Origin of the sequence: Membranihabitans maritimus, from assembly GCF_021729145.1 — a bacterium.
Lineage (GTDB): Bacteria > Bacteroidota > Bacteroidia > Chitinophagales > Saprospiraceae > Membranihabitans > Membranihabitans maritimus.
On sequence record NZ_JAJSLW010000019.1, the window covers coordinates 61,461 to 74,572 of the forward strand.

Below are 13,112 nucleotides of genomic sequence, written 5' to 3' on the forward strand. Positions count from 1 at the left end.
GGGACCGGATGGTTATTCTCATTTTCCCCTTTTACAATCGTTTGGCACCAATCTAACCGAAATGGCTGGCACACACTGAACCGTTATATCCGTTATAGCTCGATTTATTTTAGAACCTCCCTCAAATTTAGTAATTTAGACATCGTCTATGAAATCCGTATCCAACGAAAACGACTTCCTCTATGGATACCTGTGGGAGAATCAGTTCCGCGAGATTCCCTACTCCGGACAATTAAGTCACTCAGGTCATTACATCCTATGGAAAAAGGTAGTCAAAAATACCACCTACAAGATATTCGCCCTTTGGGATTTACGAGGGGTGAATACCTGTTATTTCCTGGAAACCGTCCGGGACGATCAGTATTCCATCCGGATGTTTGAATCGAATGCGGAGGTGGAGTTGTTTGGGAATTCAATTTAATAACCTATAAAACTTTTGAAAATGGAAAATGAACTAGTTAAGAAACTAACAAAGGCTTCACAAGAAAATGTTCGATTAAGAAGTAGAGCAAAAAATGAAATAGATAAACTTTTATTCGGAGTTTTCGGTGAAGGAAGTTCAAATCCTGAATATAAATTGCCACATAAATTACGATCAGCTCTTAAGGATGTATTGGGAACGAAATATATTGACATTAATAAATACGTATTAGACGGTGTTGCTATTTGGTTTAGTGGGGGACCCTCTACTGAATTAGATATTGTCGATTAACTTCACCTTCCCACCTTTCACCCGCTCATACAGCGTCCGATCACTTTCCGCATGATAGTGATCCGGTATAAACACTTCGGCCAATTCTGCGTGTTCCAGAAGGATCATGGAAACCTGGACTTTTACCCAGTGACAAACAATTTTCCAGGCTGCGGGTTCGATCCTGGCTTTGATCCGTTCCAAAGGTTGGAGAAGCCGGAGTTTTACAAGTGGGGCAATATTATGGAAGGAGATGTATCTATTTCATTGATAGTAGACAGGTGTATAGGTTTGTTGTCGAGGAGGCCAATGCCTGGATGGATTCAGAGGGTTAATGCTATGATATGAAACTTCTGCTCAAAATTGGTATAGTTTTCATATGCTTGCTTTTGCAGTGTTTTTTCTCCACCGAATGGGTAAATTAACATTTAGTTTTTAAATTGGTTCAGTGACAAATAACAAAGTAGGGGTTTAATGCTACAATTTTTCATAGATAAAATGCAGGTAAATTTAGATTAGCATGGAACACAATCAAGTGGACGTAATAGAAATTTTTAAACGGTTGGTCCGTTCGGGTTCCGAAAATGAAGTTGTTGAGTTCAAACAAGCTAAGAATAGCTTCGATTTTACAAAACTTGGCAGGTATTTTTCCGCACTGTCCAATGAAGCAAATTTGAACCGGGCACCGGAAGCGTATTTGGTTTTTGGGATAGCCAATGACAAAACTCTCGTGGGGAGTAATTTCCGGAAATCTTCTCAGGCACTGCATAATCTTAAGCAGGAAATTGCTGAAAAAACGACGGATGGGATCACATTTTTAGAAATACATCCATTTTATCACAAAGACAAAAGAATCATTGTGTTTCGTATCCCTCCGGCTCCGGTAGGGATCCCCATAGCGTTTGAAGGGCATTATTATGCGAGGAATAATGAGTCTTTGGCTCCGCTTAATATTGAGAAAATAGAGCGAATTCGGTCCCAGGTTATAATGCATGACTGGACGGCGGAGATTGTTAAAGGTGCTGATTTAAATGATTTGGACGAACAGGCAATAGAGTTTGCAAAGGAAAAGTTCTTGCAGAAATTTTCCGGTAAGGAAAAAGAAATAGAGGATTGGGATACGCTTACCTTCCTTAATAAAGCTAAAATTACCCGCAAAGGGAAAATCACAAGAGCCGCTATCATACTATTAGGCAAACCCGAATCCGAGCACTTTTTAAACCCGGTAGAGTGTAAAGTAAGATGGATTTTAAGAGACCAGGAAGGGAATCAACTGGATTATGAACTTTTCAGTTGTCCGCTTATTTTAAATGTCAATCATCTTTATTCGCGAATAAGAAACCTGAAGTATAGATATATAAGAGATAAGTCTTTGTTCCCCGAGGAAGTAAATCAATACGAACCTTTTACCATAAGGGAAGCAATAAACAATTGCATCGCTCATCAGGATTATACACAAGGTGGACGGATAAATGTAGTAGAATATCCCGATCATTTGGTTTTTACGAATAAAGGGCGCTTTTTACCTGTTTCGGTGGAGGAAGTAGTTATCAATGATGCACCGGAAGAAACATATAGAAATCCATTTCTCGCGACAGCAATGTTTAATATTGGAATGGTTGATACGGCCGGTGGCGGGATTAGGAAAATGTTTTTGAACCAGGCACAGAAATATTTTCCGTTGCCCGAATATAATTTAAAAAACTCCAAAGTAGAACTCAGCATTCTGGGAAAGGTATTAGACATGAATTATGCAGAAATCCTTGCTAAAAACAAAGATTTATCCCTCTCTGATATTATGTTGTTGGATAAAGTACAGAAGAGAAAAAGAATTAGTAATCAAGAGATAAAAATTTTAAAGTCCAATAGATTAATAGAAGGTAGAAAGCCCAACTTTTATTTGTCAAAACAGGTGGCACAAAGAACAGGACAAAAAGCAAGATACTCTGTAGTAAAGGGCTTTGATAAGCAATACTATAAAGATTTAATTGTAAAAGCTATTAAGGAGCATGGTTCTATGAGTCGAAGCGATATCGATGATCTACTATGGGAAAAATTGCCAAATTCCCTGAATGAAGACCAAAAGAAAAATAAAGTAATGAATTTATTGAGTGAGATGAGGCGCAAAGGAAAAATCAAGAATATTGGATCAATGACGAAAAGTCAGTGGGTATTAATCAGTTAAAAATTTTATGAGAGTTTATGAGAGTTTATGAGAGTTTATGAGAGGAAAAATTAAGGTTATTAATTTTTATATGTATATAGTGTTGAATATTAAATTAATGTATTGTGATACATTCTAATATTTTTTAATATAAAAGTATGCAAACACCCAACTTCAAAGAGGACCATATCTCCCAAATCCCAGAATTGCATACATTAATGATTCATCCTTAAATATACATATTCCGAAGCCTCTCGCTCTATTTCTTCATTTGTTTTCTGTGGATTTTGGAGGAGCCAGTCGTTAATTTCATCTTTGTCAAAATAGAGCATTTTGGCTCTTGGTTTGTAGTGTGGAATTGACCTTCTGGAAGTTAACTTCACGGCTCACAACTCGAAAATCTAGCGACTCACCAACCCCGAAAGATCCTGATCCAGACGGACACGGCGGGCATGCGGGGGCAAGCTCATGAACTATTGAGGGGGTCAATGGACCGGATTGTTGGCCACTCCTGTCGGCGTGGCTGGCACAAATCGAACCGAGATCCGATCCCCATTTAGTGCCCCTCTGCTCTGGCACAAGTGGGACCGAAATCACTGGCATCCTGTTTGGCTAACGGGACCGAAATAGCTGGCACAAATTGAACCGGAATATCCGTCATAGCTCGATTTATTTTAGAACCTCCCTCAAATTTAGTATTTTAGACATCATCTATGAAATCCGTATCCGACGAGAACGACTTCCTCTATGAATACCTGTGGGAGAATCAGTTCCGCGAGATTCCCTACTCCGGACAATTAAGTCACTCAGGTCATTACATCCTATGGAAAAAGGTAGTCAAAAATACCACCTACAAGATATTCGCCCTTTGGGATTTACGAGGGGTGAATACCTGCTATTTCCTGGAAACCGTCCGGTACGGTCAGTATTCCATCCGGATGTTTGAATCGAATGCGGAGGTGGAGGTGTTTGGGAATAATTTTCAAAATTAATATCATGAATAAGAATTATGAAATTAAAATTGGAGGATTTCAGCGGGAAATAGAGACGGAAATGGAGAAATTGGATGTTGAGACCAACCGGGTATTGCCATCTATGAAAGAGCTGATATGAGCAAAGAAATGTCACATATCGATAGGGTTTTGGTCGAAAATAAAATTTTCATTGTAAGAGGGCAACAAATTATGATTGACAGCGACCTGGCTGACTTATACCAGGTTTCTACGGGAAGATTGAATGAACAAGTAAAAAGAAACATAGAAAAATTCCCAAAAGATTTTATGTTTCAATTAACAGATACAGAATGGAAAAACTTGAAATCGCAAAATGCGATATCAAGTTGGGGCGGTAGAAGAATAAACCCATATGTTTTTACCGAACAAGGAGTAGCCAGTTTATCCGGAATAGTAAAAAGTAAAGTTGCCACAAAAGTAAATATTGCAGTGATGAGGACTTTTGTGCAAATGCGTAAAACCATTGGCAATCACCAACAATTGCTGCAATTATCTGCGGACTTTACAAAGCATACACTAGAAACGAACGAAAAATTGGAGCAAGTTTTTAAAGCCCTGGAAGGTCCTGAAACAGAACAAAAACAAGTCGTTTTTTTTGACGGTCAAACCTATGATGCCTGCCACTTTATAAGCCAGCTCATTAAAAAGGCCAAAAAATCAAATGTGGTGATAGATACTTACATAGATGATAGCGTGATAACCCAACGTACCAAAAAGAAAAAAGCGGTAAGAGTCTACCTGTTGACCAAAAGCATAAGCAAAAAACTACCATTGGATATCGATAAAGCCACCACACAATATCCTGTATTTAAAGCGATTGAATGTAAACAAGCACACGACCGTTTTTTGGTACTCGATGAGAAAGAAGTGTATCACATAGGAGCCTCGTTGAAAGACCTGGGCAAAGATTGGTTGGCCTTCTCCAGGCTGGATGCCCATTCTGTGACGGTTTTGCAAACCATTAAAGAGCTGATATGAAGACGATGGATAAAATATAAAATGATGGATGATAGACAATTGAAAATGAACAAGGATCGGAATGATCAACTGGCAATTCTCATTTAAAAAGGGGGCGATGTCCCGGGCCTGCCGAAGGGCCGGGACAAATTGAACCGTTGTATCCACTCAGAAAATCCGTCACCGAAAGAATAACCGCTCAAGCCGTTACCTGGCTGCCGCACCGCCTCAGCCCGGAAAATAAAGAAAAATTTTTACGCAAAAAAGATGGGGTAAACCTGTCTGCCTGCAAATAAGGATTTAAAGGTAGCCAGGCAGGCTCATCAACTCACCGACTCACCGACTCACATACTCATCAACTCACGAACTCAGAACTCACCAACTCAGAACTCACAGACAGACTGAATCGAGTGTCTCGCGCACGGCAAACTGAGCTTGTTCGAAATTACCAATCCAAAGCTTGTATGCGCTGCTGAAGCTGAAATAATTTTTGAGTTAATTCTTTCCAGGTTGCTGTATTTCCCGGAAACATACTTTCCTTCATTTCATTGTAATCATCTTCATATTCCTTCGAAACCCGATCCGGCGGTAATATGGTGATATTTTTTGGATGATGATTGGTGTAATCTATTCCTCTTATCGGTGTAAACTTTCTCCGGTGGTCTACGATATGAAAATATAATTCTTTATTGGTTAATGCTTTTTTTGCAAAAGGAGTGTCCATCATATGTTCCAGGTCATACAAATGGCGGCTTAGCCGGGTGACCCTGATACGATCCTTTTGCCATTCTTCGTGAAGCAGGAAAACTTTTTCAAGAAATGTTCTTTGGGGCTGTACCGTTCGTACTAAAAATGGAGGATTGGTAAAATCAGTATTCGGATATTCCTGATCAATAAAAGACTGTATGGGCACTTCTTCACAAGGTTCTCTAAGTGACCGGCAGCTTATTTCAAGTAGCACCTGTGGGGTTACATATTTATTTTCTTCTGTTAAAGGGGTATAGGTTATATAAATTCGAAGAGGGTCGGTATCCGAATCATTGAAAGGTTCGATACCGATCTCAGTAACAGGAAGACCTTTCTTAGCGATCTCTTGTTTTATATCTTCTATCAATTGTATTCTGACAAACCGGGCACTTGCTTTTCTCAATTTACTAATTTGGTTTCTGGATAGATCGCCGGACATATCGAAAAAAGCACGGTCTACAGCGAGGTCTATATCTTCTGAAAAACGATGTATCAAATGATATCCTTTACTTAATGAAGTGCCACCTTTGAAGACAAAAGCATGGGCATACGGCAGCGAAAAAACAATTCTTAGCATTTCAGTCACCCACCAATCTTTTTCAATTACGTAGGAAGGCATACTTGTCTTCACAGCCGTCTGGCTAAAGATTAAAGCCTTCCGTTGATCTTCCAATTGTAAAAAATTATTCATAGGCGTTCCTCAATACGTCTCCAAAAATGTCAGCAATCCAGGATGGGGCCAGTTTCATATCGTGATACAGCGTTTCAGGTTCTTCTTTTTTAAGTTGCGTTGTAATTATTTTGATCTGTTCGGGCGTTACTTTTTTCTTACCGATTTCCTTTAAGGCTTGTATGGCCAATCCGGTGATTTGACCTTTGACGGCCAGATTTTTGGGGCTGGTTTTTTTGAACTTAATGGTACGGTTCTTGATCGTTATGGTACGGGGAGAGCTGTCCGTCAGAAATACAGCATTCAAAGGCACTTGGGTTGATAATCCCAAAAGATTTAAGGCCTGCGCACCGGTAGGGATGATCCGGGCATTATCTCTTTTGGCAATTTGCCGTGCAATGGTTTCTACATCAGGATATAATACGCCAAGGACTTCATCTTTTTCGGGGTGTAAATAGATGCCTCGGGCCAACCGTATCAGGAATCCTTCGTTGGTAAGACGCAACAAGGCTTTCTTCGTATTCTCTACACCCCAATCCCGCTCGAAGTCAGAGGGGAGCACGATTTGTCCTTTCTTGTGTTGTTCTATTTTTGTTCGTATTTGTTCTTTTACAGATTTCAACTCGATTTACTTTGTCCCAAAAATACACTTTTTTTGGGACAAGTAATCATTTAATTCTTATTATCCTCACAATTTCACCACTTCACAAACTCGGAACTCAATGCCTCCACACAAACTAAGGAAAGGGTCAATCCCGAAGCGAGTCCGGGACAGGCTATACTCCGGCTTCTCCATTTAAGGCACATTAATACCAATATTTTAAACAAAAAGTTGAATTTAAACCTGTCCTTTTTTAGGGAAGGCTACAATCTTATATTTGTTTTGCAACGGACAACCGAAACTTGGCACATGAAAAATAAATCGGTAGTTCCCGAGTGATTCCCTTTTATTTTGGAATAAGTATATACTCCCTCCTCCCAAACTCATCCCTTCCTTCTTTGCCCAGCTTCGGCACCCTACTCTTTTTATTCGTATAAAAATTCAATACCCTGACTATATTCCGGAGATGAAAATCCGGACCAAAAAGATCCCGGCAGAAGTGGAAAATATCCAAAGCCCCGGATCTGTATGTTTTACATTTTAAGTAAGTTAATTCTTTATGACTATCCAAGAGGTTATTTTAAATAGTCATAGATTTTTTTCATGAATTCTACTAGCCCATCTTGATCGACGTCAAATGTTACCTCTACGTTTTCAACTTTTTTGTCAACTTTTCCAGTTCCTTTAATTATCACTTTTTTAATTTCTTTTTCGCCTTTGGTATTTTGAACAGTCACAAAATCAATATTTTGATTTCCATTCTCTTTCCAATGGGCAATTCCATTTCTAAGGCAATGCAATAAAACTTTTAGTGAAATTTGTTGATAATCCTTATAAACAATAGAGACCCCGGGAATTTCATTTAATTTGATGCTATATTGTTTTAATGAATTGTACCAATGAGATTTTGGAAGTATGATTGTGCCAAATAGAAAATTTATTTGAGCTGTTGTGCCATATTTATGGTTTTTAAATTCTTCTGCCATTTCAATAGTGCGCTTTACGAAATCTTTTTCTGGTTTATTTCGATTATATTCCATGTTTTGTAATTTATGTTATTCATATGACAGTGTCTTGGTTTTGGGCTTTCATATGTTTAATTTGATGCCTTTCGGTCTTTTTCATTTGGCGATACATTTTGATTTTGAGTGAGCCAAGAAACCCTTTCTTCAATAACAAATGATTTTCCACTGCCAGGTCCAGCTACTAATCTGACAACCCATTGAGGTCGTGTGCTGCATTATCTTGAATGTTCTTTGCTTGTTGTATCTGATTCGTTGTTGTGCTTAGTAGTTTATTTTCTTTCATAGTATGCTTTCATCTCTTTTGCCAATAGGTTCCACTTTTCATCAGAATTTCTTTCAATATTTAATTCTTTGAGTGCATCTTTTAATTTAAGAACAGCTTCACTTTTATCACTTTCATAAAGCTGGTTTGCAATCCAATCAGGTAAGGAGGAAACAGCTCTGTTAATTAATTTTTTTACTTCTTCAGGTAGGCCAGGTGGAATCTCCAAAATTGATGTATTAATATTTTCAGTTTTGGGAATAGGATTATTCGGATCGAATTTAAAAGTTTTGAATTCAAATTTTTCGAATTTCCATAGGTTTCCAAATTGAAAATTCCGGGTTTCTATTTCTACAATGATTTTTAAAATGTTGTATGCCCAATCGGCAAAGTTGCCATCTGTTGTATCCTGAATTGACCATTCCATGATTGGCTCTTCAAGTGGGAAGTCATTTAAACCATCTCCTTCATCGTAATCATTTTGAACAACAAAATTGTATTGAGTTAAAATACTAGTGAATATGGGATGGTGCCATCTATTTAAAGTATAAAGGGAAACAGAACTTTTCTCGAGATTAACAATAATAGGAAAATATGGTAGCCTTAAGCTTTTTAGCCAATTCACTCCTTCTCCTGAAAATTCAAATCGTGGTGATGACTGAATTTTGATTTGGGCTACAAAGGAATCTTGAGCACTGTAAATTTTTCCGGTTCTCTTTAAAAGTGTTCCAATAAAATCAATTCCATAGTCCTCTTGTCGAGTAACCTTGGCAATTGCGCAAAACGGTTTAAATAATAGAATGGCTAATTCTTCTGCTATATTAGCTTTTCTGAAATTTGCTGCTATTCTTCCACCTTTGTCTTTTGCCATTTTTCATCTATTAGATTTAACTTACTTATATCTGCGCTTATAGTGTTTGTATCCCTTTTTAGTGTAATAGGCCATAAAAGTCCAGACTATATTCATATCTTCTAATGAACTCCGAACTTTCCCCCTTCCTCATTCCGGCAAACCCACGTCGGTTATCCCACTACACAGTGCTATCCAAGTTCTAGTTCACCAAACTTCTGTTTATCCCCATATTCACTGCCCTGTAATTTAACAATTCCTCTCAAAACCCCAACCTGTCTCCAAAAATATTCCCCGGGAATTGTATCTTTATACAGGATGACATCAATACCCTATCCTAGCTTCTCGAAACTCACTAACTCACTAATTTACCAAATATTGAGGGGGTCAATACGCCGGATTGACGGGGTCAGTATAAATCGGAACTAGGGGGTCAGTACGACCGGATTATACATTTAAAACTTTCGAAGCGATATCAGCAGCTAAAGATTCAAATTCCCGGGCATTTAATTTAGATAAAAAATACTCCATATCCTTTCACTTAATAAAATCTAAAAACGTCTTCGATATCGTCTTCTACTTGGATTTACAAATCGGATTTGATTTCTATTTCGCTCGTATTTACGTATAAAACCTTGAATTTTAGGAATTAAGTTGTAAACCAATTCATCGAATCCATTATTATTGTGAACATTGATGAATTCCTCACGAGAAAAGGCTATTAAATAGGCTTTGTCCTTAATATTTAAAGGAAGAAGAAACCATAATGTGGACTTATAAAGTTCATAAAAATCAAAGAAGACTGGAACTCCACAATTCAACCATTCCAATAAAAGTCGAGAGTTTTCTGGGAAATTTACTTGCCGAATATTAACACCTCCAACAGGTGCTTTTGAACTTTCTTCTAAAATTTTCTGAAATTGTATTTTATCAGTTTTTCTTCTTAAGCCATCGATTACCCAAACGATTTTCGAATAAAAGGCATTCCGCGAATGTCTTTCTTCAGGTTTAAGGTACGAGTGTTGGAATTCTAACACCCAACCTTTTTCTGTTTTAACGTCAGCAATATGTTTTTCACCCGTTTTACTAAATTGAACAATTTCTTGCCATTCAATAGGGAAGTTATTTTTCCACTTTCTATGCCATTCCGTTTCGTTCTCCCACCATGGGTCACAATTCCGAATTCCTTTATGCGCCCAATGGTTTACTATAACCTCACCGCATTTGGCAATTAATTCCGAGCCACAACTTGGGCAGGTTCCCTTGGCTCCTTTAGAAGCTTCAGCTTTAATACCTTTAACAAGCGCAAATTTCATTTATCAAAATTTCAGTTCTTCTTTTTTATCGGAGCGAGTAGAAGATAAAAAATCCATGCAAACCATGATATAAAAATTACAGCCAAAATCCATGCTACTTTTTCGGTCCCTGTGGTTTTGTGAGAGCTGGCAATAATTAATATCGGCAATAGCCAGAAAAACCCTATTAAGGCTAAAAACATCAATGCTCCAAGATTAGAAATTTCCATTATATTTTTCTGTCTTAGTATATCATTATTTGGATCGCCCATTCATTTTAATACCCCTCATCAGCTCTCACCGATAGGTTTGATCTCTTGTGGTTGTGTCTAAGTTAGCAAAAAGAGCCAAACAATTGTGGAAGCCGGTTTTGATCTTTTAAGAAAAAATCATTCTCTATAATGCCGGATAGCTTCCCCAAATGTAACGAAGAACCAATTATGCGCCGGAATATCTACACATTGTCCCATCTAAAGGTCTATAGTAATCATTTTGGAAAGGATTCTTATGAAGAAATGGGTGTGGCAATATGGGGGGATAATATCTATTAATCATTAGATATCTCTTCTGTAATTAATTTTTATTAATGGGGAATAACCTGCATCTAAAACAGCTTTTCTCCAATCAACTAATTTCATTAAAAATATAATTGAATTTATATCGGATAAGGCACTAATATTATTTACTCTTTTGTCAATAATTAACCAAAGACAAATACCCTGTACTTTCTGTTCTTCACCATCAATCAAGATATTGCTAGAATTATGCTGAAGTAATCGTACGGTATTTAAAGCTTGGTCAATGGCATATCCTAATTTTTGAGGTTTACCTATTTTAACGAAAAACAATAATCTATCCTTATAAAGATCCATTTTCTCCACTTGAAACCTTCGTCCCAATGGATTATCCAATGGAGATGAGTCTCTATGAATATTTCTGTATCCATGATCTTCTTCCATGCAATCATTGAAATCATCTTCAGAAACACTAAGAGATATATCTAGTTCTGGAGAATAAGTCCAAGGAATTTTTTGTACCTCATCATTAAGATATTGCAAGTAGGACTCATTAAATCTATGCCATTTTCCATCGATTAAACAATATCTATCATTATCTACATAATCTAAAAAAGCTTTAACCATCTCGGAATGCCCTCTACCATGCTCGTTGTGGACATACACTTTTATGGTGTTTATTTCATTTCGTAAATTTATTCCTCTATCTCTCACGAAATTCATCAAATTATCCACAGTCAAATCAAGTAAATTGGTTTTATTGCGACTATCTCCTTGTATGTAAAACTTGTAACTACTTCTTTCGGAAAAAATGAAATCCACACCAGATACTGAAAACTCATCAATTTGTATAGCAGGGTTTTCTTTAGCTTCAAGAGCTATTCCAAGTCGTGCATCTAGCATTTCTTCGACCTCTTCATCTTTTATTAACTCTGTTTTAGGTAACTTTATAATCGGATCTTCAAATAGTTTGATTTCTATTCTATTAATCAAATTTGGAAGTTCATCTGGTAGTATATCTAAATTAAGTTGAGCAGATGTCCCAAAACTTGCAACTTTTCCCCACTCATCCATACTAATTGTTTTGGCTTTAATATAATGCAATGACTCACCGCTATCATAAGTGACAGGTGTGTTAGATTGATATGAGGTTATTGTTTTACTCTTCTTACTCTTAAAAAATTTAGAATTCTTGATTTTTAGGTTTTCCTCATCCACGATTCTTTCTCCGAGATTCAGACCAAAATCAGTATCGCTGAATTTTTTTAGATAAAAATGGCTTTTCCCTAGACTTATTGCATAGCAAACCTGATTATTATAAACAAGCATAGTGCCGAAGTAAATACTATTCTTTGGTACTTCTTCTTGGTTAATAAATTCGCTATAAATTTCTGTCCACCAAACTTCAACTTCATCAGGTGTTTTAGAAAAATAAAATTCTAATGAATAGCCATCGAGTACTTTTTCTCCTGTCTTAGTTAGATTGACTGATTCGAGCTTCTCAACGAGATCATCCTTTTTATTAACGTCTATCTTATAAATATTAAATTTTGGCATTTTTTAGTTTTTGAAGGGTCTGTTATAAGTAGTTTTTAGCAGGTTTTCAAAATTCCTATGTATTGTTTTTTTTAAGGAGTCAAGTGATTTGAATTCCCTTTTCAAGGAGAAAAGGTTCTCTAATATAATTGGTACCATTGATGGAACAAATTCTTGATTTTCATTTTTTGTAAAAGGTCCATCGGTTTCAATCAATATTCTTTCAAGCGGAATCGAGTCAATAATTTTCTTCCCATTTTTAGATTGCAACATTGGGTAGTTGATAGAAAAATAATAACCTCGATCTATGGCTACATCAATATGCCTCAAGGGATCGGAATACCAATGAAGAATAACTTTTCCTGGAAATTCATCACCCAAAATAGCAAGTACATCCTTTACTGCCCTTCTGCTATGAATTGTTAGTATTTTATCACCTTTATCTGCGCATACTGAGATTAATTTTTCAAAAACTTTTTTTTGCTTTTGATAATCACTTGGTGATTTGTTGTTGTTATCTAAGCCTATCTCACCTATATACCGTGTTTTATCAATGAGTTCACTGAACTTCGCAATTTCCTTGTGTCGTTCAGCTGCCAACTCCGGATGTAAACCAAGCGCTGCACGAATGAACTTTTTATTTGAGGTTACTCTCTCCGTGAAGAAAAAAACAGATGGACTATTCGTTACGGCTATTGTATAAACCTGTTGGCGTTCAATCTCATTGGCAACTTTCTCGGGCTCTGACATTAAGTCAAGATGAAAATGTGTATCATGATATCTCAT

At 37.0% G+C, this 13,112-nt stretch carries 13 protein-coding genes and 1 pseudogene; 5 read left to right on the forward strand and 9 right to left on the reverse strand.

Going from position 1 to position 13,112, the window contains the following annotated elements:
• Window positions 1–148: 148 nt before the first annotated feature.
• Window positions 149–421, forward strand: a complete 273-nt coding sequence (locus LVD47_RS18865; protein WP_236979672.1) for a hypothetical protein — start codon at window positions 149–151, stop codon at window positions 419–421.
• Between the two features lie 21 nt (window positions 422–442).
• Window positions 443–712, forward strand: a complete 270-nt coding sequence (locus LVD47_RS18870; protein ID WP_236979673.1) for a hypothetical protein — start codon at window positions 443–445, stop codon at window positions 710–712.
• Here the strand turns inward: LVD47_RS18870 and LVD47_RS18875 are convergent.
• Window positions 695–895, reverse strand: coding sequence for a hypothetical protein (locus LVD47_RS18875; protein ID WP_236979674.1), 201 nt, complete (start codon window positions 893–895; stop codon window positions 695–697). The two genes, LVD47_RS18870 and LVD47_RS18875, sit on opposite strands and share 18 nt — an antisense overlap.
• 316 nt (window positions 896–1,211) lie before the next feature.
• Between LVD47_RS18875 and LVD47_RS18880 the strand changes: the two genes are divergently transcribed.
• The 3 genes from LVD47_RS18880 to LVD47_RS18890 all read left to right on the forward strand — a co-directional run bounded on the left by LVD47_RS18880 (window position 1,212) and on the right by LVD47_RS18890 (window position 4,846).
• On the forward strand, window positions 1,212–2,876 hold the full coding sequence (locus LVD47_RS18880; RefSeq protein ID WP_236979676.1) for an RNA-binding domain-containing protein: 1,665 nt from the start codon (window positions 1,212–1,214) through the stop codon (window positions 2,874–2,876).
• Between the two features lie 692 nt (window positions 2,877–3,568).
• Window positions 3,569–3,847, forward strand: coding sequence for a hypothetical protein (locus LVD47_RS18885; RefSeq protein ID WP_236979678.1), 279 nt, complete (start codon window positions 3,569–3,571; stop codon window positions 3,845–3,847).
• Between the two features lie 117 nt (window positions 3,848–3,964).
• Window positions 3,965–4,846 (forward strand): ORF6N domain-containing protein, encoded by an 882-nt coding sequence (locus LVD47_RS18890; RefSeq protein ID WP_236979680.1) that lies wholly within the window; start codon window positions 3,965–3,967, stop codon window positions 4,844–4,846.
• Window positions 4,847–5,270: 424 nt separating this feature from the next.
• Here LVD47_RS18890 and LVD47_RS18895 read toward each other — a convergent pair whose 3' ends face one another.
• The 8 genes and pseudogenes from LVD47_RS18895 to qatD all read right to left on the reverse strand — a co-directional run bounded on the left by LVD47_RS18895 (window position 5,271) and on the right by qatD (window position 13,112).
• A complete protein-coding gene (locus tag LVD47_RS18895) occupies window positions 5,271–6,263 on the reverse strand; it encodes a nucleotidyl transferase AbiEii/AbiGii toxin family protein (protein ID WP_236979682.1) in 993 nt (330 codons plus the stop codon).
• Entirely contained in the window at window positions 6,256–6,864 is a 609-nt protein-coding gene (locus LVD47_RS18900; protein WP_236979684.1) for a DUF6088 family protein, read from the reverse strand. The genes LVD47_RS18895 and LVD47_RS18900 overlap by 8 nt, the downstream gene beginning before the upstream one ends.
• A 554-nt stretch (window positions 6,865–7,418) precedes the next feature.
• The gene (locus LVD47_RS18905) at window positions 7,419–7,883 is read right to left on the reverse strand and encodes a HEPN family nuclease (RefSeq protein WP_236979686.1); all 465 of its coding nucleotides are present in this window, start codon (window positions 7,881–7,883) and stop codon (window positions 7,419–7,421) included.
• A 56-nt stretch (window positions 7,884–7,939) separates the two neighbouring features.
• Window positions 7,940–8,047: pseudogene (locus LVD47_RS24150) on the reverse strand (hypothetical protein); the annotation flags it as partial.
• 90 nt (window positions 8,048–8,137) lie between these two features.
• Window positions 8,138–9,001 carry a hypothetical protein gene (locus LVD47_RS18910; RefSeq protein ID WP_236979688.1) on the reverse strand — a complete coding sequence of 288 codons (864 nt, stop codon included), beginning with the start codon at window positions 8,999–9,001 and terminating at the stop codon, window positions 8,138–8,140.
• Window positions 9,002–9,531: 530 nt separating this feature from the next.
• The gene (locus LVD47_RS18915; protein WP_236979690.1) at window positions 9,532–10,296 is read right to left on the reverse strand and encodes a competence protein CoiA; all 765 of its coding nucleotides are present in this window, start codon (window positions 10,294–10,296) and stop codon (window positions 9,532–9,534) included.
• A gap of 533 nt (window positions 10,297–10,829) precedes the next feature.
• Window positions 10,830–12,347 (reverse strand): DUF6119 family protein, encoded by a 1,518-nt coding sequence (locus LVD47_RS18920; protein ID WP_236979692.1) that lies wholly within the window; start codon window positions 12,345–12,347, stop codon window positions 10,830–10,832.
• 3 nt (window positions 12,348–12,350) lie between these two features.
• Window positions 12,351–13,112, reverse strand: coding sequence for a Qat anti-phage system TatD family nuclease QatD (gene qatD, locus LVD47_RS18925; RefSeq protein ID WP_236979695.1), 762 nt, complete (start codon window positions 13,110–13,112; stop codon window positions 12,351–12,353).

Coding starts and splice junctions, on each gene's coding strand:
- LVD47_RS18865 (WP_236979672.1), top strand. CDS start 149: ATGAAATCCGTATCCAACGAAAACGACTTCCTCTATGGATACCTGTGG.
- LVD47_RS18870 (WP_236979673.1), top strand. CDS start 443: ATGGAAAATGAACTAGTTAAGAAACTAACAAAGGCTTCACAAGAAAAT.
- LVD47_RS18880 (WP_236979676.1), top strand. CDS start 1,212: ATGGAACACAATCAAGTGGACGTAATAGAAATTTTTAAACGGTTGGTC.
- LVD47_RS18885 (WP_236979678.1), top strand. CDS start 3,569: ATGAAATCCGTATCCGACGAGAACGACTTCCTCTATGAATACCTGTGG.
- LVD47_RS18890 (WP_236979680.1), top strand. CDS start 3,965: ATGAGCAAAGAAATGTCACATATCGATAGGGTTTTGGTCGAAAATAAA.
- LVD47_RS18895 (WP_236979682.1), bottom strand. CDS start 6,263: ATGAATAATTTTTTACAATTGGAAGATCAACGGAAGGCTTTAATCTTT.
- LVD47_RS18905 (WP_236979686.1), bottom strand. CDS start 7,883: ATGGAATATAATCGAAATAAACCAGAAAAAGATTTCGTAAAGCGCACT.
- LVD47_RS18910 (WP_236979688.1), bottom strand. CDS start 9,001: ATGGCAAAAGACAAAGGTGGAAGAATAGCAGCAAATTTCAGAAAAGCT.
- LVD47_RS18915 (WP_236979690.1), bottom strand. CDS start 10,296: ATGAAATTTGCGCTTGTTAAAGGTATTAAAGCTGAAGCTTCTAAAGGA.
- LVD47_RS18920 (WP_236979692.1), bottom strand. CDS start 12,347: ATGCCAAAATTTAATATTTATAAGATAGACGTTAATAAAAAGGATGAT.
- qatD (WP_236979695.1), bottom strand. CDS start 13,112: ATGAGATATCATGATACACATTTTCATCTTGACTTAATGTCAGAGCCC.